The 26498-nt window shown below is 65.5% G+C and carries 31 protein-coding genes, 1 tRNA gene and 1 pseudogene; 18 read left to right on the plus strand and 15 right to left on the minus strand.

The window, feature by feature from the left end; all coding sequences use genetic code 11:
• Nucleotides 1-381: 381 nt before the first annotated feature.
• Complete coding sequence (locus HUV06_RS01760) at nucleotides 382-999, minus strand: hypothetical protein (RefSeq protein WP_174299552.1); 618 nt, start codon at nucleotides 997-999, stop codon at nucleotides 382-384.
• Between the two features lie 3 nt (nucleotides 1000-1002).
• Complete coding sequence (locus HUV06_RS16560) at nucleotides 1003-1302, minus strand: DUF2188 domain-containing protein (RefSeq protein ID WP_371810951.1); 300 nt, start codon at nucleotides 1300-1302, stop codon at nucleotides 1003-1005.
• 1288 nt (nucleotides 1303-2590) lie between these two features.
• On the opposite strand from HUV06_RS16560, the pseudogene HUV06_RS16500 reads away from it, so the two are divergent.
• From HUV06_RS16500 to HUV06_RS01790, 5 genes and pseudogenes are all read left to right on the plus strand, one after another.
• Nucleotides 2591-3382: pseudogene (locus HUV06_RS16500) on the plus strand (IS5 family transposase); the annotation flags it as partial.
• A 412-nt stretch (nucleotides 3383-3794) separates the two neighbouring features.
• Entirely contained in the window at nucleotides 3795-4178 is a 384-nt protein-coding gene (locus HUV06_RS01775) for a hypothetical protein (protein WP_174299554.1), read from the plus strand.
• A 47-nt stretch (nucleotides 4179-4225) separates the two neighbouring features.
• Nucleotides 4226-5098 (plus strand): heavy metal-binding domain-containing protein, encoded by an 873-nt coding sequence (locus tag HUV06_RS01780; RefSeq protein WP_174299555.1) that lies wholly within the window; start codon nucleotides 4226-4228, stop codon nucleotides 5096-5098.
• Nucleotides 5098-5922: a heavy metal-binding domain-containing protein gene (locus tag HUV06_RS01785; RefSeq protein WP_174299556.1), complete on the plus strand. Its 825-nt coding sequence runs from the start codon at nucleotides 5098-5100 to the stop codon at nucleotides 5920-5922. Before HUV06_RS01780 ends, HUV06_RS01785 begins: the two co-directional genes overlap by 1 nt.
• A gap of 13 nt (nucleotides 5923-5935) precedes the next feature.
• Nucleotides 5936-6688: a PspA/IM30 family protein gene (locus HUV06_RS01790; protein WP_174299557.1), complete on the plus strand. Its 753-nt coding sequence runs from the start codon at nucleotides 5936-5938 to the stop codon at nucleotides 6686-6688.
• Between the two features lie 454 nt (nucleotides 6689-7142).
• Here the strand turns inward: HUV06_RS01790 and HUV06_RS01795 are convergent, their stop codons facing one another.
• The 3 genes from HUV06_RS01795 to HUV06_RS01800 all read right to left on the minus strand — a co-directional run bounded on the left by HUV06_RS01795 (nucleotide 7143) and on the right by HUV06_RS01800 (nucleotide 9737).
• Nucleotides 7143-8525, minus strand: coding sequence for a hypothetical protein (locus tag HUV06_RS01795; RefSeq protein WP_174299558.1), 1383 nt, complete (start codon nucleotides 8523-8525; stop codon nucleotides 7143-7145).
• Nucleotides 8526-8730: 205 nt separating this feature from the next.
• Nucleotides 8731-8892 (minus strand): DUF6880 family protein, encoded by a 162-nt coding sequence (locus tag HUV06_RS16565; protein ID WP_371810954.1) that lies wholly within the window; start codon nucleotides 8890-8892, stop codon nucleotides 8731-8733.
• A gap of 383 nt (nucleotides 8893-9275) precedes the next feature.
• Nucleotides 9276-9737, minus strand: coding sequence for an MltR family transcriptional regulator (locus HUV06_RS01800; RefSeq protein WP_174299559.1), 462 nt, complete (start codon nucleotides 9735-9737; stop codon nucleotides 9276-9278).
• A 781-nt stretch (nucleotides 9738-10518) separates the two neighbouring features.
• Here HUV06_RS01800 and HUV06_RS01805 point away from each other — a divergent pair.
• The gene (locus HUV06_RS01805; protein WP_174299560.1) at nucleotides 10519-10689 is read left to right on the plus strand and encodes a superinfection immunity protein; all 171 of its coding nucleotides are present in this window, start codon (nucleotides 10519-10521) and stop codon (nucleotides 10687-10689) included.
• On the opposite strand, the gene HUV06_RS01810 is transcribed toward HUV06_RS01805, so the two are convergent.
• From HUV06_RS01810 to HUV06_RS01820, 3 genes are read right to left on the minus strand one after another with little or no spacing between them, the layout of a single operon-like run.
• Nucleotides 10686-11636 (minus strand): IS1595 family transposase, encoded by a 951-nt coding sequence (locus HUV06_RS01810; protein ID WP_174299561.1) that lies wholly within the window; start codon nucleotides 11634-11636, stop codon nucleotides 10686-10688. The genes HUV06_RS01805 and HUV06_RS01810 overlap by 4 nt on opposite strands.
• Nucleotides 11590-11919, minus strand: a complete 330-nt coding sequence (locus HUV06_RS01815) for a hypothetical protein (protein ID WP_174299562.1) — start codon at nucleotides 11917-11919, stop codon at nucleotides 11590-11592. Before HUV06_RS01815 ends, HUV06_RS01810 begins: the two co-directional genes overlap by 47 nt.
• Before the next feature lie 8 nt (nucleotides 11920-11927).
• Nucleotides 11928-12560, minus strand: coding sequence for a hypothetical protein (locus tag HUV06_RS01820; RefSeq protein WP_174299563.1), 633 nt, complete (start codon nucleotides 12558-12560; stop codon nucleotides 11928-11930).
• 170 nt (nucleotides 12561-12730) lie between these two features.
• Here HUV06_RS01820 and HUV06_RS01825 point away from each other — a divergent pair, with 170 nt between their 5' ends.
• The 3 genes from HUV06_RS01825 to HUV06_RS01835 are packed head-to-tail and all read left to right on the plus strand — an operon-like array spanning nucleotide 12731 to nucleotide 14642.
• Nucleotides 12731-12919, plus strand: a complete 189-nt coding sequence (locus tag HUV06_RS01825) for a hypothetical protein (RefSeq protein ID WP_174299564.1) — start codon at nucleotides 12731-12733, stop codon at nucleotides 12917-12919.
• A 2-nt stretch (nucleotides 12920-12921) separates the two neighbouring features.
• Nucleotides 12922-13344: a DUF2924 domain-containing protein gene (locus tag HUV06_RS01830; RefSeq protein ID WP_174299565.1), complete on the plus strand. Its 423-nt coding sequence runs from the start codon at nucleotides 12922-12924 to the stop codon at nucleotides 13342-13344.
• Complete coding sequence (locus HUV06_RS01835; RefSeq protein WP_174299566.1) at nucleotides 13344-14642, plus strand: recombinase family protein; 1299 nt, start codon at nucleotides 13344-13346, stop codon at nucleotides 14640-14642. Before HUV06_RS01830 ends, HUV06_RS01835 begins: the two co-directional genes overlap by 1 nt.
• A 252-nt stretch (nucleotides 14643-14894) precedes the next feature.
• Here the strand turns inward: HUV06_RS01835 and HUV06_RS01840 are convergent.
• Nucleotides 14895-14984: transfer RNA gene (locus HUV06_RS01840), tRNA-Ser, on the minus strand.
• A gap of 169 nt (nucleotides 14985-15153) precedes the next feature.
• On the opposite strand from HUV06_RS01840, the gene msrA reads away from it, so the two are divergent.
• Nucleotides 15154-15807 (plus strand): peptide-methionine (S)-S-oxide reductase MsrA, encoded by a 654-nt coding sequence (gene msrA / locus HUV06_RS01845; RefSeq protein WP_174299567.1) that lies wholly within the window; start codon nucleotides 15154-15156, stop codon nucleotides 15805-15807.
• Between the two features lie 98 nt (nucleotides 15808-15905).
• Nucleotides 15906-17183, plus strand: coding sequence for a class I SAM-dependent methyltransferase (locus HUV06_RS01850; RefSeq protein WP_174299568.1), 1278 nt, complete (start codon nucleotides 15906-15908; stop codon nucleotides 17181-17183).
• On the opposite strand, the gene wrbA is transcribed toward HUV06_RS01850, so the two are convergent.
• A complete protein-coding gene (gene wrbA / locus HUV06_RS01855; RefSeq protein ID WP_174299569.1) occupies nucleotides 17161-17763 on the minus strand; it encodes an NAD(P)H:quinone oxidoreductase in 603 nt (200 codons plus the stop codon). The two genes, HUV06_RS01850 and wrbA, sit on opposite strands and share 23 nt — an antisense overlap.
• 131 nt (nucleotides 17764-17894) lie before the next feature.
• Here wrbA and HUV06_RS01860 point away from each other — a divergent pair, with 131 nt between their 5' ends.
• The 3 genes from HUV06_RS01860 (at nucleotide 17895) to HUV06_RS01870 (ending at nucleotide 20352) form a co-directional block, all read left to right on the plus strand.
• On the plus strand, nucleotides 17895-18173 hold the full coding sequence (locus HUV06_RS01860) for a DUF3253 domain-containing protein (protein ID WP_254600828.1): 279 nt from the start codon (nucleotides 17895-17897) through the stop codon (nucleotides 18171-18173).
• Nucleotides 18160-19224, plus strand: a complete 1065-nt coding sequence (locus HUV06_RS01865; protein WP_174299570.1) for an alpha/beta fold hydrolase — start codon at nucleotides 18160-18162, stop codon at nucleotides 19222-19224. The genes HUV06_RS01860 and HUV06_RS01865 overlap by 14 nt, the downstream gene beginning before the upstream one ends.
• Before the next feature lie 66 nt (nucleotides 19225-19290).
• Nucleotides 19291-20352 (plus strand): Glu/Leu/Phe/Val dehydrogenase, encoded by a 1062-nt coding sequence (locus HUV06_RS01870; protein ID WP_174299571.1) that lies wholly within the window; start codon nucleotides 19291-19293, stop codon nucleotides 20350-20352.
• Between the two features lie 66 nt (nucleotides 20353-20418).
• Here the strand turns inward: HUV06_RS01870 and HUV06_RS01875 are convergent, their stop codons facing one another.
• Nucleotides 20419-21192: a hypothetical protein gene (locus HUV06_RS01875; RefSeq protein WP_174299572.1), complete on the minus strand. Its 774-nt coding sequence runs from the start codon at nucleotides 21190-21192 to the stop codon at nucleotides 20419-20421.
• 352 nt (nucleotides 21193-21544) lie between these two features.
• Here HUV06_RS01875 and HUV06_RS01880 point away from each other — a divergent pair, with 352 nt between their 5' ends.
• Complete coding sequence (locus tag HUV06_RS01880) at nucleotides 21545-21745, plus strand: NepR family anti-sigma factor (RefSeq protein WP_174299573.1); 201 nt, start codon at nucleotides 21545-21547, stop codon at nucleotides 21743-21745.
• Nucleotides 21746-21749: 4 nt separating this feature from the next.
• Here HUV06_RS01880 and HUV06_RS01885 read toward each other — a convergent pair whose 3' ends face one another.
• The gene (locus HUV06_RS01885; RefSeq protein ID WP_254600829.1) at nucleotides 21750-22373 is read right to left on the minus strand and encodes a sigma-70 family RNA polymerase sigma factor; all 624 of its coding nucleotides are present in this window, start codon (nucleotides 22371-22373) and stop codon (nucleotides 21750-21752) included.
• Between the two features lie 104 nt (nucleotides 22374-22477).
• Between HUV06_RS01885 and egtB the strand changes: the two genes are divergently transcribed.
• Nucleotides 22478-23764, plus strand: a complete 1287-nt coding sequence (gene egtB / locus HUV06_RS01890; RefSeq protein ID WP_174299574.1) for an ergothioneine biosynthesis protein EgtB — start codon at nucleotides 22478-22480, stop codon at nucleotides 23762-23764.
• Between the two features lie 36 nt (nucleotides 23765-23800).
• Here the strand turns inward: egtB and HUV06_RS16570 are convergent, their stop codons facing one another.
• The gene (locus HUV06_RS16570) at nucleotides 23801-24148 is read right to left on the minus strand and encodes a general stress protein (protein WP_371810952.1); all 348 of its coding nucleotides are present in this window, start codon (nucleotides 24146-24148) and stop codon (nucleotides 23801-23803) included.
• Nucleotides 24096-24224, minus strand: coding sequence for a hypothetical protein (locus tag HUV06_RS16415; protein WP_256429987.1), 129 nt, complete (start codon nucleotides 24222-24224; stop codon nucleotides 24096-24098). The genes HUV06_RS16570 and HUV06_RS16415 overlap by 53 nt, the downstream gene beginning before the upstream one ends.
• 279 nt (nucleotides 24225-24503) lie before the next feature.
• Between HUV06_RS16415 and HUV06_RS01900 the strand changes: the two genes are divergently transcribed.
• Complete coding sequence (locus HUV06_RS01900) at nucleotides 24504-25286, plus strand: response regulator (protein WP_174299576.1); 783 nt, start codon at nucleotides 24504-24506, stop codon at nucleotides 25284-25286.
• Nucleotides 25287-25339: 53 nt separating this feature from the next.
• Nucleotides 25340-25645: a hypothetical protein gene (locus HUV06_RS01905; RefSeq protein WP_217433590.1), complete on the plus strand. Its 306-nt coding sequence runs from the start codon at nucleotides 25340-25342 to the stop codon at nucleotides 25643-25645.
• Nucleotides 25646-25661: 16 nt separating this feature from the next.
• On the opposite strand, the gene HUV06_RS01910 is transcribed toward HUV06_RS01905, so the two are convergent.
• A complete protein-coding gene (locus HUV06_RS01910; RefSeq protein WP_174299577.1) occupies nucleotides 25662-26453 on the minus strand; it encodes a hypothetical protein in 792 nt (263 codons plus the stop codon).
• Between the last annotated feature and the right edge of the window lie 45 nt (nucleotides 26454-26498).

A 26498-nucleotide genomic window follows, 5' to 3' on the forward strand; every position in this document is an offset into this window, starting at 1 on the left:
TCCTCGTTCACCACCTTGAATCAACCCGAGCCGACCCCCGCAAGCCCTCTCGAGTCACGCCCTCGGAGAACCGGTATCAGTGGGCTTTTGAGTCAGGTTCTAACGCGATCTCATCACGACCAGCTAAATTGCCGCTCTGACAAGCGCCCATGCATGGGCGATCCGTCTGGCAAAGGTTGACCGCCAAATCATCTTAACCGGGTGCTCAGGTCTCCTTCAGCCGTGTAGCGAGATGTATGGCCAATTTCCACCCTCGCTACCGTTCAGAAGGTCAGCTCTGCGGCAGGATACCTCAGCCGCAGCGAACGGTGAGTTTCCGGCCGAAGATCAGCGCGGAAGAACGACCCATGTCGGACATCCGTGCCTACCCCTTCGCGGCTTTCAGACTGCCAGTGCTCCCAGCCAATCTCGCATCGCCACAATCAGCTCTCTGACGGGCTGCTTCTCGATTTCGGCGGGCGACCAGCGAGCTGCCGTCAGGCGTAGAAAGTTCGCCGCGTTGAAATCAGTAAATCTAGCCCAGATCAGAGATGGAGGAATTACATCACCGGTCATGAACTGGGCAAGCCAGTTTCTTACCAGAACGGGAACTTGAGATGGATCATTATTGTGAGGCTCAACATCACTTGCGTTTAGGTCAGACAGCGCCTTCTTCAACTCGTGGGCGTCGTCCTCAAGAATCAAAATGCGCTTAGCATCCCAAGGTGGCCCCTTGTACATTCGACAAGCATAATCAATCCCCAACTCGAATGGCATGTTGAGGCGATAGTATTCGCCGACTGATGTGGCTTGCAGCCTCGAAAGGTCGTGGATTCCGAATCGACTTTCTTCAATAAGCTCTACGATTTTTTCGATCCGCACTTCCGCGCCATCAGCGCGTTCTGACGCAATCCTCGGCTCGTAGCCAAGCGCTAGAATAGAGAACAGAAGTGGACGCATCATATCAAGGTAGCCCGGATCGAATGGGCAATTTATGAATACGTTGCGCTCGAAGGCCAAGGCCTACTTGTTGTACGTCTTATGGGATTGGATCATCCCATTAGCACCATGAACGAAAATATCGGCCCGATCTTTCTGCGCATGATCTTTGCCGTACTTTTCAGCCTCCATCTTTGTCTCAAACGTCTTAGACGCGCGCGCCGCACCTTGCTTGCGCACACTCCAGCCGCCCGAAGTGCTGGGCACGACATGTCGTGTGTTCTTTGCCACCGGGCCTCCACGCAGTACGCGCGATCCCACAAATCCGCCAGCGCTCGAAGGACAATGTGCGTCGAGCGAAGCCCTCCTGCAAGCCGGGTTCACTTGCGTTCCAGGAAAAACTTACAGGGTGCATCCTGCCCTCACAACCACCTTTGCCGCTTGGACAAACCCCAGCCCTTGTAAGGTGGCTCAGGCCACCGGCCGAGACCCACCCTTCGCCCGCATTCGGAGCGTCCGCTCCTAGGGCGAAAAGGCTGGGCGGGAGGTGCCGAAGGGTGAGTTTCTGGAGCCGCGCTCATACGTGCTCGCGACCGAGGCCGTGTAAAAACGCGTTGGTGGACGTCGTAGGGCGCGGGTTTAAGGATCAGATCTCGCCTTCCATGCGCGACAGGCTTGATTTCGGTGTTTTCAGCGCAACCAGGACTTTCATCCGAGACGCCCCAAAAGGCCCATTCGGAGTTTTTACACAGCCTGGACCCGTTGCGGACCCTCGGGCTCCGCCGTAGCTTCCTCTATCATGTCGGCCGAACCGCTACCTCGCATCTTCTTCGACACGAACGAGGGCTCCCACGATGGGGGTTACTGGCTGATCCTGGACCGTTCCCGGGCGGATTTGAGGGCGCTAGGCCCCGCGCTCCGAGACGGGCAGGAGGTCCTTATTTGGATGCCAGATGAACTCGAAATGTTGGCGAAGCTGCGCTTCGAGAACGTCGATGACCCTTGGGGGCCTCGCTGGGTGGCCGACCCGATACCTGGCACGATGACATACCTGGATCGGGCTTAATCATCATGCCGGAGGAAGTAGAAGGGTGGGTAGAGCCAGACACTATTCTGGTTGCGCTCGTTCACTTTCGTTCGTCATCCCAGAGCGCGATCAAAGGTCCGCTTCGAACAGTCATGAGGTGTCCCTGCTTCCCCGATGACCAACCTGGGACCGGAGGCTTCTCGGCTGTGTTCGGCTTTGAAGGAGATGTTTGGCCTGGAGAACAAGCTAAAGAGATTTTGCAGTTCCTGAGTCGGAACGCGGTAGAAACACTCAGTCGTTCAGATGACTTCTACCTGGGAAAGCGTGGATACGTCGGGTGAGCTCGTATCCTACGTGACGAGCCCGTCCTCCGCCTGCGTAAGGGATGGGCTCGGCCACCGGCCTGAGGCTAAAGGTTTACCTTTAACCCGCATCGAGGGCGTCCGCTTCCGGGCTGCGACGCTGGTGTCAGAAGGAACGACGATTTGCTGGAGCAAGCCACGCCTGCGCTTTCGACCCGCTGCGGAAGTTCGGGAGGTCCGCTTTTGGGCTGCAGACGGGCGCACCCGTTTCCATGTCCCCCGCCTAGGTCCTGTTGACATAGTGGATTCCAGCGGGGCTCGAACTCTGATTCAAGGCTTCCTTTTGGAGGCTGGCCTTGGCGCGGGGCGATCTGACGGAGCGGGAGTGGGCGATCATCGGGGCGCTGCTGCCGCCTGAACGTGGGCGCAAAGCGCGGCCGGCGCACGACAACCGCTTGTTCCTGAACGGGATGCTGTACGTGTTGCGGGTCGGCTGCCCCTGGCGCGACATGCACGAGCGTTACGGCAAGTGGAACTCGGTCTATGTGCGGTTCCGGCGCTGGGCGCAGCAGGGCGTCTGGGACGCGGTGCTGGAGACGCTGGTCGAGCTTGGGCTCACCGACGACTGGAAGCACATGATCGACAGCACCACCATCCGCGGCCACAGTCAGGCCGCCGGCGCTAAAGGGGGACCTGCAAGGAAGGCTTTGGTCGAAGCCGCGGCGGCTTTACGAGCAAGATCCACGCCCGTGCAGACGGTCAGGGCCGCCCTCTTGGCTTCGTCCTGACGGGCGGCGAGGTCTCCGACCATAAGGCCGTGGGTGAACTCTTCGCGCTCGCGGTCAAGAAGCCGAGGATGATGATGGCCGACAAAGGTTATGATGGCGACAACGTCCGGATCGCCCTGCTTATGAAGGGCGTGCTTCCTGTTATTCCGCCAAAGAGCAACCGTAGAGAGCAGATCGCCTGCGACTTCCACGCCTACAAAGACCGCAACCGCATCGAGCGCATGTTCAACCGCCTGAAGCAGGCGCGTCGCATCGCCACCCGCTACGACAAGACCGCCATATCCTTCCTCGGCTTCCTCAACATCGCTGGCTCACGCCTGTGGCTGAAGCACTATGTCAGCAGGACCTAGCTCAGAGTCTCGCGCGCCTGGGAGATCTCTCCGTCGTTTCGGGCCTGTTGCTGCCCGCCCGTTCCCTTCCACCCGAGTGCTTTCCTGCGGTTCCGCTCGGCCTGTCCGTCCGGCCTGTAGGGTGATGTAGTTGGCCAGGAGCGGAAAGGCTGTCGGCACTCACACTCGGTCAGCGCCACTTGCCGCTCCCGCCTCCCGCCGGTCCCTAATCGGTTTGCTTGACGCGCTGGATCGTAGGCAATCGGTCCTCCTGCAGGGGCTACGCCTACCGACGACCGTCGCAGCCCCTCCGCTCTCCAAATGAAAATTTTTCCGACGCGCTTGCCGCATTGGCAGAGGCTGGGCCACAGTGGTGTCGGACTGACAAGGGAACGCCTTCGATCATGCTTCTGACGCGCCGACGGCCTCTATGAGCGTTGAGCTTGATCCCTTCGACCTGGACGCCGCAGGGGTCCGCCGGGCTCTAAATGACTTTCGGGCCTTTATGGAGGCGCTGGCGGCGCGGTTGCAAGGCGCCCTGCCTGACCGGGTGACTGTAGAACGGCGGCGCGATGGCCTGCTCTCTCGCACCAGCCACGTGCACGAGATCGCGCTCAGAAGCGACGGGGCCGAGTACCGGCTGCGCTTCGACAAGGGGACGCTCACGGCGACAAAGGCCAAGGCAGTGCGCGGCGTGACGATCAGCACCAGCGAGGAGCCCGTGCCGCAGTGGCTGGGCGAGGTGCGCGCGGAAGTGGCCGCCCTGGCCGGGACCATGGGCTCGGCCAGCGACGTGCTGCACGACTTCCTGTGAGGACCCGTTAGATGCCGACGACGCTGCAGGGACCGAGCGGGGGCCCGTTGCCGACCGAAGCTCAAGCGGCTGCACGGGGAGCGGCTTGGGAGAGCGCGCTGGCGGGTGGCCAACTGCCAGAGTTCGTGGTGGAGCGGCTGCAGGCCGCGGCCCAGGGCCGTCTGCCCTGGCTGTCGACCATGACGCCGGCGGAGCTTCGTCTGGCGCGCAGTCACGGGATCAAGCCGATTGCAACCGTGAGCGGCACCTGCTGGTACCAGTACGGACGCAGCTGGACGGAGGGCCACGCGGCGGGGTGGCGCGCCGCGCTGCAGCGCCTGCGCGCCGAGGCCATCGTCTGCGGCGCCAACGCTGTAGTCGACGTGAAGATGAGGACCGTCCACACCGACCTGGGCGCCAGCATGGACTACACCCTGCTTGGTACCGCGGTGCGCATGGAGGGGCTGCCCGCAAGCCCCGATCCCGTGGTCGCCACCGTCCCGGCGCTGGAGTTCGTGCGCCTGCTCGAGATGGGGATTGTGCCTGTCGGTATCGCTGTGGGCGCACGTTACCAGTGGCTGACGGGCTATCTGGGTTACAATGACTTAAGCACTCGACCCCTCCCAACGCTTGGGGAATTCTGGGAGTCAGTCCGCCGACACGCGCACGCCGAACTGCGTGCGGACGCGGCTAGGCAGGGGACTGGCGTACTTGCGCACACCCAATTCAGCCAACTTCTTCGACAGGAAGTGGACAAACAACCGCCCAATTATCTTGGCCGTCATATCGTCATCGGCACGGTAGTGGAGACCCGCCGGGGCGACGGTGTACCCCACCATCTTCAGACCGTGGTGGACATGCGCGACGACGTCTCCCCGCTTCTGAACAAGGCTCGCGGTCCCGCCGCCAACAACCTGCACGACAAAGAGGGAGGCATCTGATGGCCGACACCCAAGACCCCATCCCCCAGCACGCCCTTGAGCGGATGAAGGGCCTGCGCAGCCAAAACAACCGCGGCGGCGTCTTCACCTCCGACTTCTCGGTCAACGAGTTCCTGCTGGTGCGGAAGGCGGGCTTCGAGCCGGTTGGCCTATGCGTGGGCTCCTGCATCTACCACGTAGGCGTCCAGTACGGCGGTTGGTCCAAGAACCAGGAAATGACCGTGCTCTCCCAGGCCATGTACCAGGCCCGCGAGCACGCCATGACCCGCATGCGCGAGGAGGCCCGCGACATGGGGGCTGACGGCGTAGTGGGCGTGCGGTTAGAAGTGAAGCGGCTGGAGTGGGACCAGAACATCCTGGAGTTCGTGGCCATCGGCACCGGCGTGGTCCACGCCGCCGGTCATACCGCCTTCAAGGGGCCAGGCGGAGCGCCCTTCACCTCCGACCTGTCGGGCCAGGACTTCTGGACCCTGCTGCACGCAGGCTACCGCCCGCTGGAAATGGTGATGGGCTCTTGCGTCTATCACGTGGCGCACCGAGGCCTGTTCAAGACCATGGGCTCGGTCGGCCAGAACGTGGAGCTGACCAACTACTCTCAGGCGCTCTACGACGCGCGCGAGATCGCCATGGAGCGCATGCAACACGAGGCGATCCGGGTGCAGGCTGAAGGCGTGGTCGGCATGGACCTGCACGAGGGCAGCCACAACTGGCAGCCGCACGTGATCGAGTTCTTCGCCGTCGGCACGGCGGTGACCCCCATCGCCGCCGAGCTCGCCGCTTCCACCATCCCCGACCCGCAGCTGGTGCTGTCGGTGAACAGCTGAGCGGAGCAGACCCATGAGCATCCTCGGCCGCGTCGCCGACCTCTTCCAGTCCAAGACCAACCGTCTGTTGGACGCCATCGAGGACCCCAACGAGGCGCTCGACCTCTCCTACGAGAAGATGCTGACAGGCCTTCAGGAGACCCGGCGTCACCTGGCCGACGTGGTGGCCCAGCAGAAGTCGCTGGAGCGCCAGATCACCACCCAGGACAAGGAGCTGGACGGCTGCGAGGCCGACGCCCGGCTGGCGGTGCAGGCCAACCGCGACGATCTCGCCCGGGCCGCGCTCGTGCACCGCCAGCGGGTGCTGGACACCCGCGCGACCCTGCAGGAGGCGCTCGACGCCATCCGGCCGCAGGTGGACAAGCTGGCCGGCTACCAGGGCCAGCTGGAGGACCGCATCGAGCGCTTCCGCACCCAGAAGGACACCATGAAGGCGAGCTACGCCGCAGCCCAGGCCCAGGTGAAGGTCACCCAGAGCCTGACCGGCGTTGGCGGCCGCATGGAGAACGTCGGCCGCACCCTGGAGCGGGCTGAGGGCAAGATGCTGGGGGCCCGCGACAAGGCCGACGCGCTCGGCTCCATGCTGGAGCAGGGCCTGATCAACGACCCACTCGATAAGCGCTCGAGCACCGACAAGGAGCTGGCGCACCTGCGCGACACCCACGCGGTAGACGACCAGCTCGTTCTGCTTAAAGCGCAAATGGGCGTCCCCGCTCTTAACGCGCCCTCAACCGCCGCCCTACCGCCAACGGATCCACCGGCTTAGTCAGCGGGTTCTCCTCGCCTGTGTCGGACGGCGAAAACGGGATGGCTCGCTGAAAATCGAGCATGCGCTCATCCGCGATTCGCGCCCAGAACGGACCTTCACCTTCCTCCAGAAACAGGACTCTCACCTGGGCATCTGGGAAGCAGCCGTAGGCCCTGCAGAGTCGCATCTTGGGGGTGAAGCGGACATACATTTAGGATCAGGGCCTCCCGGCGCGACGGTCCGACTCCTGATCTCCGGCACCTGCTGGGCGCCAGCCCGACATCAGCCCAGACCGGCCCTGATCAGATCGACGCCACCCGTCACCGACCCTAATGCCAAGTCGGGGTGACGTGACCCCGCCAGGGCCTCAGAATCGTTCGCAGCGTCCGCCGACTCCACCTCCGGTGTGCATGGACGTTCAGACCTGGACACGACCGCGGCCGCGGCTTACGGGGCTGCGCCCATCTCTAGGTCATGGCAGCAGGGCACCCCCAATGGCTTCCCCGACCGCGACCGCGATCCCCGCGTCCCTAGCGACGCGCTCGGGACGTCCCTGGGCGCGGCGCTGCGCGTCCGCGATGCGGGCGGCGGGAGTGCGCCCATCCACGGGCGTCAGGCGCCACCGGCGCCCATAGCCCCGGATGACGTCAAGGTCGCCGGACTTGAGGATACCATTATGGCCCGCGGGAGAAGTGATGAAGCGCTGCCAACCGACGCAGTCGTTGGCCGGTTGGTAGTTGAGCAGTCCCTTGTCAACGGACATGCTGTCGATGAGCGACCGCATGTAGCGGATCTGGCCTGTCTCTTCATCGCCATCATGATGGACGAACGCCATGAGGCTCAGTTTGTCCAGGATGTCGGCGATGTTAGGACACTCCACCTTGGGCCGGCAGTCCACATAGGGCGCCTTGGCCGACATGACGCGGTAGAGGGTGCGGACGTAGTCGAGGTAGGGCCCCGTGCGCTCGCTGATGAGGTCCGGATCATGGCCCCCGAAGAGGTGGCCATAGCCGTTGCCGTACATGACCGCGCCGTTGCAGTGCGCCCAGGCGTCTCCGAGCGCGTGCAGGCTGATGCCGAACTCCAGCGGGTCGCCGGCGGCCATGGCGAAGCCGATCCTACGCCGGCGCTCCTGCGCGACGGGCGCGCCGGTAAGGCAGTGCAGCCCTTCGACGACATCCCGGCACACCTCGTAATCCTGGGGCCGCACGCCGGTGTCGGCCTTGGTGGTCAGGAACGCGCCGGCGGCGACCGCTGGAACGTCCTTGCCGATCAGGGTCTCAGAGATCGCCGCCTGGGTGATGGCGTCCAGCTCGCTGACTAGGTCGGGCACTTGGCTGAGGAAGGCCATGCGCTGGGCGTAGTACTCGGGCGCTCCCCACACCAGGGCGGTGAGGTAGGTCGTGTAGTAGTGGCCGGCCCGGCTCCAGTGCAGGCACCCGGGTGCGGCAGCCAATTGGACCTGGGGCCGCCCACCCGGCGCCAGCAGCTCAGCCGCGACGTCGTCCGCTTCCCGCTCCAGGAGCGCGACGGCGACGGGGCGGCCCAGCGTGGCGAACTGCCCGATGTGGGCCGCCTCGTGCGCGAGGATGCGCAGGCCGAGCCCATCCGCATCCCAGAAATCGTTCGCCGACACGGGCGGGCGGAGGTGGACGACGCCGGGCTCGCTCCAGCCCGCCGCGACCGCGCCAGGTGGGTGCAGGTGCAGCCGCGCAGCGTCCCAGGGCAGGCCGAGCCGCTCTAAGAAGCTCCCGAGCAGGGCGGCGATCTCCTTAGAAGTCACCGAGTCGGAGCCAGCGCCAGGGTGGGCTGTACTGCTCATCGCGCCGTGCAGCGAGCCCGCCGGTCGACCCATCCTCACGCCCTCCCTGGCGAGCTGAAGGATGATAGCTGCTCGACGTCCCAGCGTCGACTCGCCGGAACGGCTGGGGAGCATGTAAGAACTGCGGGCGCCTCACCTTCGCGGGCAAGCGGCGGGTGTTCACCTGAGCACGCCGGAACCGGGCTTACAGCCTGCTGTTCAGGGGCGGAGGTCTGGTGTGCGCACCTGGACGGTGTCGTCACAGGCCCGCTCGCGCCCAGAAGGCGTGCTTGGACCGGTGGCGGCGCTCCAGGTCGGCGGCGTACGCCTCGTGGTCCGGGTGGTCCTGCCAGTCCGTCACGGCGGCCGCTAGCGAAGCGGAGTCGCGTAGGTGGCGCGCGGCGTGCCGCAGCGGACCGATCGGACGTGGTCGAGCGAAGCGCGCCCGAAGCCGCCAAGAGACTTCTGCCGGAAAGACGACATGGCAGTAAGGTCATGCACGAACTGGAAACTGACACGCGACGTGGCTTGCAGCGCGGTCAACTACTAATGTCCTGAGGCAGGAGATCGGACGCATTGCTGTTGAACAGTTGATTGGACGGAGCGAAAGGGAAAATATTCGGTTGACGTACCGCACACCAGATATGGTAGGTCCGCATGGTGACAGGCCAGCGACGGGCGGTGCGTCTGAGGGCGCGCCGTCTTCGGTCGTGGTTACGCCGGAGATGGTCGCTGCGGGCATAGCGGCGTGGGGCTTGAATGATAAGTACGATCCTGATGAGATGGTCATGGAAATATTTGTCGCTATGATTTTGGCTTCTCCCCCTGTGAGAGGTGGTTCAAGCGATTATGAAACTCTGAACAGTGCGCCATTGCTGTCAGTTTAAAGCGTCCTTTTTCATCCACCCCGTAGGGAGGATCGGCCTTTATCCTGATAATTCCTTCAGGTCCGACTAGGGGAATTCCTTTGTCTATAAAGTTGTTTGCATAGCGCATCTTATTACAAAAGTCAGATATAGGCTCATCGGAAAAGCTGTTGATGTGAATGTTATGAGCGAACCTGTTTCTTACGCGCGCAATGAGGATCAAATCGGCGTGTGAATCGGCGTCCACCACCCCTATCGCTTTGGACAGGTCTATCTTAACTCCGAACTCAGATAATCTGCCGTCCGAACCGAAAAGCTTGTTACTTAGCTTGGGGGTAAGCCCCGGAAGGTGAGTTTGGATAACCTTTCCCCGATAGTCGTCAAGATATGCGGCGGTCACTATTACTCAAACTCTGTCGCTCTCGCCTTCATTAAAAAATGACTTGCCAAGGACTTGAAAATCGTTCGGATCAAAATTAACCGGCATAGGTGATCGCCTTGTTAGAAGTGACCAGCCCGGAAGTCGAAGAAACTTCCGACCAGCGACGCGACGCCATGCTACTTAAGGCGCTACGCACCCCGCCTGAACGCCGCCCCAAGCGAGAGAGACAGCCTCGGGAGGGCGAGTCAAACCAGGGTGACAAGACCGCCGTTTGAGGGCAGGTTGAGACTGTCTCCGGGACTGTGACAGGAACCGGGGGCCGCATTACGCGCCCACAGGGTCCCCGCATGTGTCGGGCGGCCCACGGAATACAACACCCCTCGTAAGCGCTCGGCTGATCACTGGGCATGGGAAATACGTGGGCGCGTATCCCTGTGTGCGCGTGTCACCCGCCTGGCTCCCGCCGGGCTACGCAGGGGCGTGGACATTGCAGCAGAGCGTTCAGACGCTGTTGGCGCGAGAGGGCGTCGCTAATGAGGCGTGCCGTGGAGGATCCGGCGACAATCCAGCTACACAAGTCGCGTGCGGAAAGCGGGATCGCCTAGACACAAAACTCCAGGCTAGGGGCTGGTGCTATGGCGAGAACGCGACATCCGGAGCAGACTCGGTATGGGCTCCCTGTGGCCATCCTGCTCAAATAACAAGCCAAACCGCTCAGGAGCCCGCGAATACCACAGCCGAGCCAATCAACCATACAGCCATTGGAGCGGGCGTTGGCATCGGCATTGCAATCGTACTGATGTATTTCGTTCCCACTATAGTTGCGTTCAGGAGGAAAGACCGTCAGCGGACGGCGATCTTTATCCTGAACCTATTTCTTGGGTGGACGCTAATCGGGTGGGTTGGCGCGTTGGTTTGGGCCTATATCAGGTCTTCCGCAGCGCCCTTATCTTCCGCACCTTCTGCTTAAGCGTGCGCGGCTCCCTCAGGCTGTCGATAGGTAAGCCGCCTGCCCTTCGCACCGGCTAGCAGCGGCTCGGCGCGCTCCACATCGGCCAGCTTGCGGGTGCTCCAGCGGAAGTCGAACTCCACCAGATAGCGGTGCAGGTGCGCCTCGCTGATTGAATGGAAGGAGCCGTACACGCCGCGCTTCAAGATGGCGAAGTAGCTTTCTGCCGAGTTGGAATGGATGAAGCCATCGCCCCGGACGTACTCGCCCTTAGCGTGATCTGTGCTGCCGTGGCCCGCGTACTCGCCGCCGACGCCGAGATAAACAGTCGCGCCGTCCGTCATGAGGTGCGATTTACGGCTGGCGTTCGTCACCAGAACGTCGCGCACCGTTTTGGCGGTCACGTTGGCGACGTGGAAGGAGCGAGCCTCCCCGTCGCGGTCCACCAGCACCATGACGGGTTGCTTGGCATCGGCAGACAGATAGCGAGGCAGGCGCTTGTTGGAGTGCTTGTTCTTTTCTTTGCCGCCCACGTAGGTCTCATCGGCTTCCACGGCCTTGCCCTCGCCGCCCATCGGGCCGCGCTCGCCCTTGGGGCACTCGCGCAGGCGATGGAACAAGAACCAGGCCGTCTCATAGTTCGTGCCCAGCATCCTTTGCAGTTGAAGGGCGCTCATCCCCTTTTTGCTGGCCGACATGAAGTGAGCCGCCAGAACCCACTTGTGCAGGGGCAGGTGCGAACGCTCCATAACCGTTCCAACGGTCACACTGAACGGCTTGCGGCAGTTCTTGCACTTGTAGACGCCGGGGCGGGTGCTCGCGCCTTGCAGCTTCGTGATCCGGTCGCCCATGACGCCACAGCGCGGGCACACCGCGCCTTGCGGCCACAGGAGTGCTTCGAGGTGCGCACGGGCGGCGGCGTCATCGTGGTAGATCGGATCGGCGAGGTTGGTTTTGCGAGCGGTCATCGGATCGGCCTTTCAGTAAGGCCAATCTATATGCGGTAGCGTGGTACGTCAACCGGATAGTTCCCCCGATCAGTATCGGCGCGACGAACCCGAACTGCTTGATCGAACTTTTCAGCAAGTCGATCTGGCGCGGCGGATGCTTGCGCGCGTTGGCCGGGTTGGCGATCAGCGCAGCCACCGGCCGCATGCGGATATGCAGGTCCGGCTGGTGGGTCTGGATGTTTCGCTTCGTCATCTGGCTGCTGCCGTCGAGGAACAGCCGGAGTGTCGCGCGCTTCGCCAAGTCGCGGTTTAGGGACTTTGTACCTGACTGCCGGGGGCGAGCTTCGCCTTGACCGACCGAGCCTCTTTCAGCTCCTGAAGATAGGTGCAGATCAGCGTTTCATGTACGCCGGGCTCGATCGTCTGCATGACAGCGTAAACGAAGCGATCGCACGCCCAGTGTAGCCGCCCGTTGTAGTCACCTCTGTCAGTCGGATTGTGGGTGAACGTCTTCTTGGTAACGCGCTCGTAGAGATCCACGAGCTGCTCCAAGGTCCGGCCGAGATTGCCATCCTTCAAACGACCTCGCTTCGTGCTGAGCGAGGCGTCACAGGCGGCGGCGAGGAGCGACCAGTCTGCGTCGTCCACGTCGATGCCGGTGTAAGGCTCGATGCTGGAGCCGCTCGCGCGCAGCTGGCACATCAATCTGAGTCCCGGCCCACTGGCCAGCCCGGCAATTTCGCCTTGAAGGGCGACTAGGGCTTCTTTGAGATTCGCCATGGTGGGTGTGATCGCACGGGCATCAGTCGCAATCTCTCTAAGTTGTCTGTTGCCGGCCGCCGTTCCCAAGGCAAGCTTTTGCTGATCACGCCAAGTGAGATGATCCTGGCATATTCCGATAAGATAGAACCTATAATCAGACGAGTTGAGAACCTGCTTCATCACCTTGGTTCAAAGTTTTGTGAACGGCTGTAGAACTTCCCACACATCTTCGGTGCGATGCTGGAGCATCGCCTGCTCACCACTCCCAGTGGCTTGGGACATCGCGCGACATGGGTCTTTCCGCTGCAGCGGGGGCCGACAAACGCTGCGTCCGGAGCGTCTGTCTGGAGATGACGATACCCGCCACGCCAAGGCAAGCTGCGCTGGACACCCTCCTCGAGCTTGTCACCTCGCGCCTGGAAGCTGCGCTGGATCTCACCGCCACGGCCGCCCGCGAAGAGGGCCTCGCCGAACTCGCCCGCCTCTGCGCCGACCTGCAGGTGCTTACTGCCGCGGCGATCCTCGTGCGGGAGCGCTGATCATGGCCAATTCGCACCGCTCCCAATTGCATGATGAGCTGAACGCCCTCGTCGGGCTCGACCTGCGCGAACTTTGCCAGGTCTGGGCTGGGCGCTACGGGGCGCCTCCGCCGCTGCGCTCCCCGGGCTTCCTGCGCCACCTCCTCGCATGGCGCATCCAGTGCGAAGCCGAAGGCGGGCTCGACAAGCAGGTGCTGAAGGTGATGACCGCTTCTGCGGCGCCGAAGACGAAGGCGTCGGCAGTCCGAGAGGGCTCGCGGCTTACGCGTGAGTGGCAGGGCCGCGCCTATGAGGTGGAGGCCGTCGAAGGCGGCTTCCTGTGTGACGGCGCGAGCTACGCCAGCCTGTCCGAAGTCGCCCGGGCGATTACCGGCGTTCGCTGGAACGGCCCGCGGTTCTTCGGCCTGCGCGACGGAGCGAAGTGATGATGGCCGCCTCGATGGGCAGGCTGACGCTGAACGTGCTGCTCTCGTTCGCCCAGTTCGAGCGCGAGGTCACCGGCGAGCGCATCCGTGACAAGATCAAGGCGTCCAAGCAGAAGGGCATGTGGATGGGGGGCATCGCGCCGCTCGGCTACGATCCGCCCAGCGACAAGAGCCATCGCGCGCTTGTCGTCAACGAGGCGGAGGCCGAGCAGGTCCGATCGATCTTCCGCCGCTATCTCGAACTCAGGTCGGTGCACATCCTGCGCGCCGAGCTTGCCGCCGCTGGTGTCCGCTCCAAGTCCTGGACCACCAGCAACGGCCGCTGCATGGGAGGGGCCTCCTTCAGCCGGAGCGCCCTGTTCCATCTGCTCAAGAACCGCGTCTACCTTGGCGTGGTCAAACATGGCGGTGAAGCCTACCCGGGCCTGCATGCCGCGATTGTGGACGCACAGCTCTTCGCCGCCGTTCAGGCAAGCCTGAAGGCCAAGGCGGGCGTGCGGAACGTCCGCAACACACATGCTCGCGAGAACGCGCCGCTGACCGGCCTCATCTTCGACACCGCCGGGCGGCCTATGTCGCCGACGACCGCCTACGGCAAGGGGGGACGACGCTACCGCTACTACGTCACCAGTGACCTGCAGCAAGCCTCGGTCAGTCCGTCCATCTCGGCCATCCGCCGAGTACCCGCAACCACGATCGAAACGCTGGTGGCCCGCCGGCTGCGCGGGCTGTTGGCGGATGAGGGCCTTCAATGGGAGCAGCTCCGTCGCTGGCTCGCAAAGGTCGAGCTGAAGGCGGCGAGCATCCAGATCCTGGTTCACCATCCCGCCGACGACGCCGATCCTGTACCGCTCATGCAAGGCCGGCTGCCTGCGGGCGACGCCCTCTCCCGCGAGGGCGATCTGCTGAGGCTCACCGTGAGCGTACGGCCGGTGTTCCGCGGTGGGCGCACCTGGCTGATCACCCCCGACGGCTCCGATGGCGTCCGTGCGGGCGCCGGCGACCCGGCGCTCGTCACCGCGCTCTGGCGCGCCCACCGTGAGCTCGCCGTCAGCAACTGCGGGCCGCTCACTGCGGATGAAGACCTCGCCCAGGCGTCCAGCCCCGTCGACTCCTACCGCCGCAAGCTCGGCGCGCTCGCCTTTCTTGCCCCGGACATTCAGCGGGCGCTCCTCGAAGGCCGCCAGCCTGCCGGCCTGACGCTGCAGGCCCTGCTCGACTGTGAGCTGCCGCTCTCCTGGGTGGAGCAGCGCGCCAGACTCGGCTTTCCGCCACAGGTCACGGTACTCGCCGCTTAGGCCGGCAGCGTCACGCCACGCGCGCGCAGAAAAAGTTGCCCCTGTTATTGCCCCTGTTATCATGAATAACAGGCGCAAACCGGAGTCGGAAAGTCGGCCCCGGAGACAGGCGTCGAAACGGGCTCGCCAAGGCGACCTTTTTGGATCGAATTTCAGGGTTCAGAGCACCGCTTCGAATGCGGTCAACGGCTTACAGGCGCTCAGCAAGCGCGGCTAACGTAGGCCTCGGAGTAAGTTGGGGGCCTGACTAGTTGGCGGTGGGAGAGGGATTCGAACCCTCGATACGGTTTCCCGTATACACACTTTCCAGGCGTGCGCCTTCAACCACTCGGCCACCCCACCACAGGGTTGCGCCCTAGGCGCCGTCCGCGGCTTCAAGGACCGGGTGGGCGCGACATATACTGGCCTTCCGCCTCGCCGCAAGGCCCCGCGCTTCGGTGGCGGCGGGCTGCGCATTGGCCGGCCCGCACCTATCTTAGCCCCACCCCGTTCAAGCCCTGAGAGCCGCACCATGCTGTTCAGCCGCAAGCCCGCCGACCTGCCGACCGCCCAAGAGGCGCTGAAGGGTCGCGCCGAGCCCATCCCCACTGCGTCCGCCCACTTCGTCAACCAGCGGGCGCTGAAGGGTCCCTATCCGGACGGGCTGGAGCTGGCGCAGTTCGGCATGGGCTGTTTCTGGGGCGTGGAGCGCATCTTCTGGAAGCTGCCCGGCGTGTGGGTGACCGCCGTGGGCTATGCGGGGGGCGTGACGCCGAACCCGACCTATGAGGAAGCCTGCAGCGGGCGCACCGGCCACACGGAGGCGGTGCTGGTAGTCTTCGACTCCAAGCTCATCAGCTACGACGCGTTGCTGAAGACCTTCTGGGAGGGCCACAACCCCACCCAGGGCATGCGGCAGGGGAACGACACCGGCACCCAGTACCGCTCGGCCATCTATACCTACGGCGAGGATCAGGCGAAGGCGGCTCAGGCCTCCAAGGCCGCCTACGAGGCGGCGCTGAAGGGGCGCGGCTTCGGGCCGGTCACCACCGAGATCAAGCCGGCGGGGAAGTTCTATTTCGCCGAAGAGTATCACCAGCAGTACCTGGCCAGGAACCCGGGCGGCTACTGCGGCATCGGCGGCACCGGCGTGACCTGTCCGATCGGCGTGGCCATCGAGGCCTGATCCAGCTTACCGCGGGAGCGGCTCGAGCCTAGGCTCTGGCGTCTTCCACCCGGCGTGGCCATTATGACCGCCGAGGTGGAGGATAGCGGAGCGTCAGCGTGCTTGAGGCCTATCTCCAGCGGGTGGTGGATGTCGGCGACCTGACGGTGGCCGTCGGCGCGGGGCGGCCGCGCACCTATGGCGACGGCTCGGGCCGGCCCATAGCCATCCGCATGAAGCCGGGCTCGGGCGTCAAGCTGGCCATGAACCCCGAGCTGAAGCTCGGCGAGTGCTTCATGGACGGCGAGCTGGTGTTCGAGCAGGGCGACATGTTCGACCTGCTGGAGCTGGTCGCCAACAATCCGCGCTTCTGGAAGAAGCCCCGCACCGCGGCGCTGCGCATGCGCGAGACGGCGCTGCGGCGGCTGCAGCAGATCAACGACCGTCGCGCCGCGCGGCGCAACGTGGCCCATCATTACGACCTGTCCCATGAGCTCTATGCCCGCTTCCTGGATGCGGACATGCAGTATTCCTGCGCCTACTTCACCGCGCCCGGCGACACGCTGGAACAGGCCCAGGCGGCCAAGAAGGCCCACATCGCCGCCAAGCTGAACCTGCCTCAGGGCGGTCGGCTGCTGGACATCGGCTGCGGCTGGGGCGGGCTCGGCCTGACGCTGGCTCACATGGCGCCCGAGCTGGAGGTGACCGGCGTCACCCTCAGCCGCGAGCAGCATGCCGTAGCCGAGCGGAGGGCCCAGGCGCAGGGCGTGTCCGGGCGGGTGGACTTCCAGCTGCGCGACTATCGCGACGTGCGCGGGCCCTTCGACCGGATCGTCTCGGTCGGCATGTTCGAGCATGTCGGCCAGCCGCGTTTCCAGGAGTTCTTCGACACGTGCGGCCGGCTACTGGCCGACGATGGGGTCATGCTTCTCCACGCCATCGGCCGGCATACGCCACCGGGCCGCACCCAGCCCTTCATCGCCAAATACATCTTCCCCGGCGGCTACATCCCCTCACTGTCGGAAGTGCTGCCGATGATTGAGGAGGCCGGGCTGTGGGTCACCGACCTGGAGGTCCTGCGGCTTCACTACGCCGAGACGCTGCGGGAATGGCGCCGCCGCTTCCAGGCGCAGCGGGCGGAGATCACAGCGCTCTACGACGAGCGCTTCTGCCGGATGTGGGAGTTCTACCTGATCTCCAGCGAGGCGGGGTTCCGCTGGTTCGGCATGATGAACTTCCAGATTCAGCTCGCCAAGCGCGTGGACGCCCTGCCGATTACCCGCGACTACATGTTCGCCGACGAGCAGAGGCTGGCCCAGGGCGGAACGACGGCGCCAACGAGGGGTGGGCGGCCGCAGGCTAGCATGCGCCTGCTCAGCCATGCAGCTTGGCGGTGACCTCGGCCACGTGGCGGCCCTGAAAGCGCGCGGCGCCGAGTTCGAGCTCGGTCGGGTAGCGGGAGCCGTCGCCGCCGGCGATGGTGGTGGCGCCGTACGGCGTGCCCCCCGCCACCTCGGCCACCTGGAGCAGCCCTTGGTAGCTGTAGGGCAGGCCCACGATCACCATGCCCAGGTGCATCATGTTGGTGATCAGGCTCATCAGCGTCGTTTCCTGGCCGCCGTGCTGGCTGGCTGTGGAGCCGAAGGCGGAACCCACCTTGCCGTTGAACGCGCCCTTGGCCCAGAGGCCACCGGTCTGGTCCAGGAAGTTGGCAAGCTGGGAGCTGATCCGGCCGTAGCGGGTGCCGCAGCCCATGACGATGGCGTCGTAGTCGGCCAGCTCGTCCACCTTTGCGAACGGCGCCGCCTGGTCGAGCTTGTAGTGAGAGGCGCGGGCCACGTCCTCGCTGACCAGCTCGGGCACGCGGCGGATGTCGACCTGTACGCCTGCGGCTTCGCGGGCGCCCGCGGCCACCGCCTCGGCCAGGGTTTCGACGTGGCCGTAGGCGGAGTGGTACAGAACCAGTATCTTGGTCATCGGGAGGCTTTCGCTGTCAGACGCTGCAGGTATGCGCCGCTAATGGAACTTCATCTGTTACAGTTTGGCGGGTTCTGGCGCAAGCGCGTTGCGCGAGGGTCGACGCGCTTCATGGACCATCGGAACGCTGCGTGAGGTCTCCCGTCGAGATGGCGATCTTCGAGCTGCTGGCCAGCGGCGCGCCCGGGCGCAGCGTTGCGCCGGAAGCCGTCGCCCGGGCGGCGGCCGGCGAGGACTGGCGGCGGGCGCTGCCGCAGGTGCGGGCGGAGGCGGTGGGGCTGGCGCGGCAGGGCAGGCTGCTGATCCTCAGGCATGGCAAGCCGGTCGATCCCAACGGCTTCAAGGGCGTCTACCGGCTAAGGCTGCCGGATACGGACACGCAGGTGGCTCCGCCCCATGCTCAGGCCTGAGCCGCCGCGTTCGGATCGCCGGCGCGCGCTTCTGGGCTTGATCGGCGCCGGCGGCGTGGCGGCCTGCCAGCCGCGGGTGCAGGGTCCGGGCGTCCTGCCGGAGAGCTTCAGGGGCCCGCGGCTTGAGCTAGACAGCCTGGTGGCCAGCGACGGCGCCCGCCTGCCCATGACGGTCTGGGACGCCCGGGACGGCGGTGGGCGAGCGACGCCGCCCTGGGCGGTGATCGTCGGCCTTCACGGCATGAACGACTACTCAGCCGCCTTCGGCCTGGCCGGGCCGTACTGGGCGACCCAGGGCGTCACCACCTACGCCTACGACCAGCGGGGTTTCGGCCGTGCGGCGCACCGGGGCGTCTGGGGTGGCGAGGCCCTGATGGACGCCGACCTTCGCACCGCCGCGGCCCTGGTGCGCGCCCGCCATCCCGGCGCGATCGTGGCCGTGGTGGGCGAGAGCATGGGGGGCGCGGTGGGGATCAGCGCCTTCGCCTCCGACGCGCCGCCCGTCGCCGACAGGCTGGTGCTGGCCTCGCCCGCGGTCTGGGGCTGGCGCGAGCAGGGCCTGCCGAACAGCGCGGCGCTCTGGGTCTCGGCCCACGTGGCGCCCGGATCGCGGCTGACCGCGCCGAACTGGCTGGCGCGGCGCATCCGGGCGTCGGACAACATCTCGGAGCTGCGGCGCATGGGATTGGACCGCAACATGATCTTCGCCACCCGCATCGACACCATCTACGGCCTGGTGGAGCTGATGCAGCACGCCCAGGACGAGGTGGGCGAGACGCACGTCCCCACCTTCTACCAGTATGGCGCCCACGACGACATCATCCCCAAGCACGCCGCCTTCCGCGCCGCCCGCCGTCTGAAGCCCGGCGACCGCAGCGCCTATTACGCCACGGGCTATCACCTGCTGCTGCGGGACCTGCATCGCCAGGTCGTGCTCGACGACGTGCTGGCCTTCGTGCGCGATCCCACTGGCCCGCTTCCCTCTGGCGCGCCGCCCATCCCGCGGCGCAAGACCCGTGATGCCCGTATGTCCGCCCCGGTCAGCGGCTGAGCTTGCGGCGGGGAGGCGTTGCGGCTACCCCGCGCGCCTTCCTCGCCAGGCCGGGCCGCTCCAGACATGACCTTGTTCGATTCTCCCGCGTTCGAGGGCCATGAGAGCGTTCAGGCCTTCCACGACGAAAAGACCGGCCTCAGGACCATTATCGCGGTGCATTCCACGGTCCGCGGCCCTGCGGCCGGCGGCTGCCGCATGTGGCCCTATCCGTCGTCCGAGGCGGCGCTGGAGGACGTGCTGCGGCTTTCAAGGGCCATGTCGTACAAGAACGCTATGGCCGACCTGGAGCTCGGCGGCGGCAAGTCGGTGATCATCGGCGACAGCCGCACGGAGAAGTCGCCCGCCCTGTTCGAGGCCTTCGGGCGCGCGGTGGAGCAGGTCGGCGGCCGCTACTGGGCGGCGGAGGACGTCGGCACCTCGCCGGCGGACATGGTGCACGCACGCAAGGCCACGCGGTTCATAGCCGGGCTGGACGGCCATCGCGCCGCCTCAGGTGATCCCAGCCCGGTGACCGCGGAAGGCGTTTTCCGCGGTCTCGTCCTGGCGGCGCGGCGCACGTTCGGCGGAGGGCTGGACGGGCTGACAGTGGCGATCCAGGGCGTCGGCCACGTCGGCGGCTTCCTGGCCGGGAAGCTGCATGCAGCCGGCGCAAAGCTTGTGATCAGCGACGTCAACGCAGAGGCATCGAACGCTGTGGCGGCCGCCACCGGCGCCAAGGTGGTGGAGCCGGACGTCATCTTCGACGCCCCGGCCGAGGTGTTCGCGCCCTGCGCGCTCGGCGGGGCGATCACTCTGGCCACGCTGGAGCGCCTGAAGGTGAAGGTGGTGGCCGGGGGCGCCAACAACCAGATCGCCAGCCCCGAAGCCGGCAGGGTGCTGTTCGACAAGGGCCTGCTCTATGCCCCCGACTATGTCATCAACGGCGGAGGGATCACCAACGTCGCCTCCGAAATCCGCGCTCTTGACCGCAGTGAGGCCTTCGATCCAGCGTGGGTGGAGACCAAGCTCGCCCGGCTGATGCAGACACTGGACGAGGTGTTCGACCGCTCGATCGACGAGCGGCGTCCCACCCACGTCGTGGCCGACGAAATGGCCCGCGCGCGGATCACGGCGGCGCGGGGCTGACATGCGAACGCCCCCGGCATGACGCCGGGGGCGAAGCTGGAACAGGCCCGAGGGGCCGGGCGGGCGTCAGTGCCGGGCGGGATCCTTGTCGGGGTCCGCCTTGTCGACCACGTCAGGGTGCCGATGGCCGGTTTCGCCCTCGGCGATCCGGGCGAGGGTGGGATTGGCTCCATGAGCCGAGCCCTGCTCGCCCGTGGATGCGCTGGCGCTCGCCTGGCCGTAGGCCGAGCGCTCCGACGGATTCACGACTGTGGACGACGCCACCGAGCCGGCAGAAGGAGCGGACTGGGCCGAGGCGGGAACACCCGACTGTCCCCCGCGACCCGCGCGCCAGCCTTCGAACTCCTTGCTGAAGGCGGAGTGGCGTTCGTTGCGCCAGGAGCCATAGTCCTCGTCATAGCGGCGCGCCTGCTCGTCGCGCCAGCGGGCGTAGTCCCGGTCATGGGACGAGAGCTGGGTGTCGCGCCAGTGATGATAGCTTGCGTGATGAGGGTCATGAGGCTGCTCGCCCGCGGCCTGGCGCCCTCGCCCCGGGCGGGAAGACGGCCCGTAGGCCGAGGCGTCGAACCCGGCGGGGTTGAAGCGCCCGCCGTCCTGGCCGTAGTCCAGCCCCTGGTTCAAGGGCGCGTAGCCGCCCTGGCCCCACTGGGAGTTCAGGTTGGGCTGGCCCCAGCCGCCGACATCGGCGCCTCCATAGCCACCTAGCCCGCTGTCCGAAGACCCGCTGGCCATCTGGCCATAGGCGGTGTCTCCACCCTCCTGGTAGCTGCGCTCGCCACCGTTCTGTCGACCCGGGCCGGCGCTGCGATCACGCGGGCGTTCGTCACGGGCCCGGCGCATGTCACGCTCTCCAGGGTCCTGAAGCTGGCCTTGATCAAAAGCCCGCGATTCGGACGGGCTTGGCTGCCCCCGGTAACGGCTGTCAAAAGGACCGCGGCTGGTCTGATCGCGCCAGTCGCGACCGCCGCGCCAGTCGCGTTCCGAGCCGAGGCTGCGTTCGCCCACACCGTCGCGGGTGTCGTTATCATGATGCCGATCAGCCATTTTCATTGTCCTCGATGGAGGTTGCCCGATTGAAACCGCGGCGGCCAAGCCACGGTTCCCTCCGCTGAGGCGCCGGGGGCTTTACGGTCCCGGTCGAGGTTGCTAGGACCGGTGAGACAATTTGTCTCTGAGAGCACCGTATATGTGGATGCAGCCGCCTGCGGCTCAAATCCCCAAAGAGTCTTCGGCGTTCCTGGAACAGCCTCTGGGAGACCAGCTCAAGACCTACTTCGACAGCCTGACCTCAGGCCCCGTCCCTGACCGGCTGCTGCGACTGACCGAGGCCCTGGAAGCGGCGTTCGAACGCGGAGACTTGCAGTGCGGCGGCCGGCCGGCCCCGCGCAAGTGAAGCCTCACTCCGGTTGGAGCGCCGCCCCGAGCATCTCGCCGGCGAAGGTATCCTCCGCAACTTCGGCGTCCATGATCCGCAACAGCCGGGCGCGCGCCCGGTTGACCCGGCTTTTGATGGTGCCCAGGGCGCAGCCGCAGATCTCGGCGGCCTCCTCGTAGGTCATGCCGGCAGCACCTACCAGGACAAGGGCTTCGCGATGCTCGTGAGGCAGCTGCTGGAGGGCGGCGCGAAGCGAGTGGACGGCGACGCTCCAATCCTGCGTGGGCGCTGCGCTGAGGGTGGCGGCATGCTTTCCATCCTCGTCGGCGACCTCGCGCCGGCGACGCACGACGGCGGTGTAGTAGGTGTTGCGAAGGATGGTGAAAAGCCAGGCTCGAAGGTTGGTGCCAGGCTCGAACCTGGCCCGGTGCGTCCAGGCCTTGATCAGGGTGTCCTGCACCAGATCATCGGCGTCGGCGCTGTTGTGGCTGAGCGACCAGGCGAAGGCGCGAAGCGCGGGGATCAGGGCGATGACGTCTTCGCGCCACCTGCTGTCGTCGTTGCGTCCCGCCTGTGGCGGCTCTGCATCGCGTCGCATATCAGACCGGGCGGGCTGAACGACGTTGCAGGCTTGGGGCTCCGCCATCCGAACTCGACCGACACGCACCCCCACGATCGGGGCGCCGGGGAAACGTGCGCCCTATCTATCCGTTCCGCTTCGGGGCGGGGGCTCCAAGGGCTTTTGCCACCATGACTCCGTTCGATCTTGGGCCGTGTTCCAATGCTTCCGCCGAGACCCACCCGGACCCCGATCAGGTTCTGCTGAAGCGGTTCGAGCATGTGCGTGAGACGACCCGCCGACTGGCCCATCCACTGACGGCGGAGGACATGCTGGCCCAGTCGATGCCCGACGCCAGTCCGGCCAAATGGCATCTGGCGCATACCAGCTGGTTCTTCGAGACCTTCCTCCTGCTCCCCAGGGGTTTCCCGCCCTTCGATCCTGCCTTCCAGTACCTGTTCAATTCCTACTACGAAGCGCTGGGTGAGCGTCAGCCGCGGGCCGCTCGCGGACTGATGACGCGGCCCTCCGCCCCAGAGGTGATGGACTATCGCCGCCATGTGGAAGCCGGGATGCGCAAGGTGCTGGCCGGCGCCACGGATGCCGAAACGGCGGCCCTTGTCACCCTAGGCCTCGCCCACGAGGAGCAGCACCAGGAACTGATGCTCACCGACATCCTCCACCTCTTCGCCCAGAACCGGCTGAAGCCGGCCTATCTCACGCCGCCGACTGAACCGGGCGGCTTCGGACCGACGAGACCGTCGACCTTCACGGCCTTAGGGGGAGGGATCGTCCCGATCGGTTCCGACGGGCATGGGTTCAGCTTCGACAACGAATTTCCGCGGCATGACGTGCTGCTCGGCCCTTACCGCCTGGCGGACCGCCTCGTCACCAATGAGGAGTGGTTGGCCTTCATGGAGGACGGCGGCTATCGGCGCGCCGATCTCTGGCTATCCGACGGGTGGACCTGCCGGCAGGCTGAAGCGTGGGACGCGCCGCTCTACTGGGAAGGTCAGGGCGGCGATTGGGTGGCCTTCGGTCTTCATGGCCTCCAGCCTCTCGTGCTCGACGCCCCTGTCGTGCATGTGAGCTTCTACGAGGCTGACGCCTTCGCTCGTTGGGCTGGCGCCCGCCTTCCCCTTGAAGCCGAGTGGGAGCACGCTGCGCACGGGTCTAGCCAGCGCGGCGCCCTGTTGGACGAAGGTGACTTCACCCCTCGTCCTGCAGCATCCGCACCGCTGGCCCAGATGATCGGAGACGTCTGGGAATGGACCGCCAGCCCCTATGTGGGCTATCCCGGCTTTCGTCCCGCCACGGGTGCGGTCGGCGAGTACAACGGCAAGTTCATGGTCAACCAGATGATCTTGCGGGGCGGCTCGTGCGTGACACCATCAGCCCACATCCGGTCCAGCTACCGTAACTTCTTCCAGCCTCACCAGCGATGGCAGTTCAGCGGCCTGAGGCTGGCTCTCGACTGAGACACGAGAGCCGCCTTGAGAATCTGCCGGCCCGGTTTAACTCGGGCGACGTCGAGCGCCCTGGGACGCTTCCCCGCCCTTGCGGCCTGCGGCGGCTGCAAGTTCCCGGTTCTGCGAAAAGCTGCGCTTTTCGTTGGGCACGCTCTCACCGCCTTTCCGGGCGATTTCACGCTGTTTGGTCTGATCCATTGAGGCGAAGCCCCGGCTAGACTTGCCTTGAACACTCTCGGATGGCTGGGACATCTGTCTCTCCCGCTGTCGCGTGGTCGAACGTCCGGGTAACCTAAGGCGATGTGGCAGAGTTCCGCTGCGCCGTGGCTCGCCACCGAACTCAATCGTAGGGCCGGCCGTCATCGGGAGCGGGCGTGCCGATCGGCGCTTCATCCGGCGAGGCTGGAGGATCGATCTCGGGATAGGGCTGAGGCGTGGGCGTCGTTTCAGGCGGCGGAAGGTCGGACACTTTCACTCTCCTCATCTGACCAATGGAAACGGGCAGGACCTGAACGGGTTCTCTGACGTTTTTGGAGTGAGTCTCCCAGACCGGCATGTAGTGAGACAAGTGATCCCTGCGACGCATTGCGCGGAGAGGTTAGGTCCGCAGGGTCATAGGCTGTTGGAGGCCGCCCCGCGCAGGCCCTCCGCCCGGACCGGAACCTTGGACTTTAGGCGTCGTTCCAGCTCTGTCGGGACCCAAGGTGCGGACGAAGCGCGTCTGGCCGTCCTGGGCGAGGGAAGGTCCATGTCCAGGCAGATCGGCCGGCACGCCCCTTATCTGAGGCGTTACGCCCGCGCCCTCACGGGATCGCAGGCCAAGGGCGACAGCTTGGTTCAAACGGCCATGGAGGGCCTGCTCTCCGGTGAGATCGTGCTTGAAGAGGCGCTCGCCGTGCGACCGGCTCTGTATGCCGCCTTGCACAATGCGTGGTCCCGGCGCTCGGATGGCCCTCGTCCTTCGAACGTGAACGGCGCCGACCTCCACCTGCAGGAGCTGAGCGATCAGGAGCGGGCGACCTTGCTGCTGACCACGATGGAGGGCTTCAGCGCGTCCGAGGCGGCGGAAGTCCTGCGCTGCGACCGCGGCCAAGTCGATGCGCTGCTACAGTCGGCGGAGACGGCGCTGCGCCACCAACTGGCGGCCCGCGTGCTGATCATCGAGGACGAACCGATCATCGCGCTCGACCTCACTCGTGTCGCACGCGAACTCGGCCACACGGTCGTAGGCGTGGCGGCCACGCGCACGGAAGCGGTGGCGCTGGCCCATGACGCGAGGCCTGGCCTGGTGCTCGCCGACGTGCGGCTCGCCGATGGCTCCAGCGGCATGGATGCGGCGGCTGACATCCTGCAGGACTTCGACCTGCCGGTGATCTTCATCACCGCTTTCCCGGAACACCTGCTCACGGGCGACCGTCCGGAGCCGGCCTTCCTCATCACCAAGCCGTTCCGGGAGGATACGGTGAAAGTGCTGATCGGGCAGGCCCTGTTCTTCCATGGCGCCGCACCGGTCGAAGCCGTCGCCAGCTAGGAACCGCCGGCGCGCGGGGGTGTTGAGAAGGTAGCGTAGCCGTGGAGCTTGGGATGACCGACACAACCCTGAACGACAAGGCCGGTGCCGTAGCTGATCAGGCCGACAAGGATGTGAAGGACGCCGGCCGCAGCCTGGCCGACACGGCGGACCAGGTTAAGAAGACGGTCACAGAGAAGGCCGGAGTCGCCAAGGACTGGGCGGTGGATCGTTCCGGCGTGGCGCGTGACTGGGCGCTGGACCAGTCCGATGTGATCCGCGACACGGTCCAGACCAAGCCTTTCATTTCAGTAGGGATCTCCGCAGCCTCCGCTTTCGCCGCTGGCCTTGTCCTGGGTGTACTGCTCACCCGTCGCTGATCTCTGGACGGTGCGCCTATGGCGGCGGTACAGGCGGCTGCTCGGCCCGCCGTTTCGCGGCCTGCTTCTCACGCTTCAGGATTGCGGTCTGGAGCGGCGTCTTGGGCAAGGCGGCCTCGGTCAGGTATCCGGCTGATGTCTTGTCCAGGAGATCGAACCTGCGATCCGCCGCAGCGGCGAATTCGGCGCGGGTGATGCGGCCGTTGAACTCGGTATCCGCAGCCGCCACTGGTTCGGGCGCGTTGATCAGGGAATAGACAGCCGCGCCCTGTACGCCGATGCCTCTCGCCGGGGCCGGAGCTCGGGCTTCGCCTCGCCGATGCGGACGAGAGTCGTCCGGCCTGTTGTCCGTATTCCGCGGGTCGCCGAAGGTGAGGCTCGGATCCATGCCCTCGTCGGCATGAAGGCTTTCGATCTTGGGGAGGATCTCCGGCGCGACCTCCTGTTCGTATCGGGCCAGTTCAGCGCCATCGATAATGCCGTCGTTGTTCATATCGAGCTTGCCGAAGAAGCCGAGGGCGTCGGCCCGGAACTCGTCGCGGGTGAGCCGGCCGTCATGATCGGCGTCAGCCCGTCTGAACCATGCCACGACCGGATAGGGCGCTTCCTGCGCGGCGCGGAACGGTTCTCCGGCGGGACTGATGAAGATGTTGGGGAGCCTGCGGGGCGCACCGCTCCCATGACCATCGCCCCGTTCGTCGCCGCTCAAGCCCGGCCCGCCCCCCGATGGAGCGCCTTCGTCGCTGGCGCAGGCGCAGAGCGTCGAACAGGCCAGGATGAGAACTGAGCGCTTTAGAAGGGCGAGCATCAGCCGATCTAGGTGCGGCGAGGCCGCCGAGGCAAGCCTGACGGA

It is taken from the genome of Caulobacter sp. S45, from assembly GCF_903642205.1.
Lineage (GTDB): Bacteria > Pseudomonadota > Alphaproteobacteria > Caulobacterales > Caulobacteraceae > CAHJWH01.

Coding starts and splice junctions, on each gene's coding strand:
- HUV06_RS01775 (WP_174299554.1), top strand. CDS start 3,795: ATGAGCGTTGAGCTTGATCCCTTCGACCTGGACGCCGCAGGGGTCCGC.
- HUV06_RS01785 (WP_174299556.1), top strand. CDS start 5,098: ATGGCCGACACCCAAGACCCCATCCCCCAGCACGCCCTTGAGCGGATG.
- HUV06_RS01790 (WP_174299557.1), top strand. CDS start 5,936: ATGAGCATCCTCGGCCGCGTCGCCGACCTCTTCCAGTCCAAGACCAAC.
- HUV06_RS01795 (WP_174299558.1), bottom strand. CDS start 8,525: ATGGGTCGACCGGCGGGCTCGCTGCACGGCGCGATGAGCAGTACAGCC.
- HUV06_RS01805 (WP_174299560.1), top strand. CDS start 10,519: ATGTATTTCGTTCCCACTATAGTTGCGTTCAGGAGGAAAGACCGTCAG.
- HUV06_RS01810 (WP_174299561.1), bottom strand. CDS start 11,636: ATGACCGCTCGCAAAACCAACCTCGCCGATCCGATCTACCACGATGAC.
- HUV06_RS01820 (WP_174299563.1), bottom strand. CDS start 12,560: ATGAAGCAGGTTCTCAACTCGTCTGATTATAGGTTCTATCTTATCGGA.
- HUV06_RS01825 (WP_174299564.1), top strand. CDS start 12,731: ATGACGATACCCGCCACGCCAAGGCAAGCTGCGCTGGACACCCTCCTC.
- HUV06_RS01830 (WP_174299565.1), top strand. CDS start 12,922: ATGGCCAATTCGCACCGCTCCCAATTGCATGATGAGCTGAACGCCCTC.
- HUV06_RS01835 (WP_174299566.1), top strand. CDS start 13,344: ATGATGGCCGCCTCGATGGGCAGGCTGACGCTGAACGTGCTGCTCTCG.
- msrA (WP_174299567.1), top strand. CDS start 15,154: ATGCTGTTCAGCCGCAAGCCCGCCGACCTGCCGACCGCCCAAGAGGCG.
- wrbA (WP_174299569.1), bottom strand. CDS start 17,763: ATGACCAAGATACTGGTTCTGTACCACTCCGCCTACGGCCACGTCGAA.
- HUV06_RS01865 (WP_174299570.1), top strand. CDS start 18,160: ATGCTCAGGCCTGAGCCGCCGCGTTCGGATCGCCGGCGCGCGCTTCTG.
- HUV06_RS01870 (WP_174299571.1), top strand. CDS start 19,291: ATGACCTTGTTCGATTCTCCCGCGTTCGAGGGCCATGAGAGCGTTCAG.
- HUV06_RS01875 (WP_174299572.1), bottom strand. CDS start 21,192: ATGCGCCGGGCCCGTGACGAACGCCCGCGTGATCGCAGCGCCGGCCCG.
- HUV06_RS01880 (WP_174299573.1), top strand. CDS start 21,545: ATGCAGCCGCCTGCGGCTCAAATCCCCAAAGAGTCTTCGGCGTTCCTG.
- HUV06_RS01885 (WP_254600829.1), bottom strand. CDS start 22,373: ATGGCGGAGCCCCAAGCCTGCAACGTCGTTCAGCCCGCCCGGTCTGAT.
- egtB (WP_174299574.1), top strand. CDS start 22,478: ATGACTCCGTTCGATCTTGGGCCGTGTTCCAATGCTTCCGCCGAGACC.
- HUV06_RS16570 (WP_371810952.1), bottom strand. CDS start 24,148: ATGAAGCGCCGATCGGCACGCCCGCTCCCGATGACGGCCGGCCCTACG.
- HUV06_RS01900 (WP_174299576.1), top strand. CDS start 24,504: ATGTCCAGGCAGATCGGCCGGCACGCCCCTTATCTGAGGCGTTACGCC.
- HUV06_RS01905 (WP_217433590.1), top strand. CDS start 25,340: ATGACCGACACAACCCTGAACGACAAGGCCGGTGCCGTAGCTGATCAG.
- HUV06_RS01910 (WP_174299577.1), bottom strand. CDS start 26,453: ATGCTCGCCCTTCTAAAGCGCTCAGTTCTCATCCTGGCCTGTTCGACG.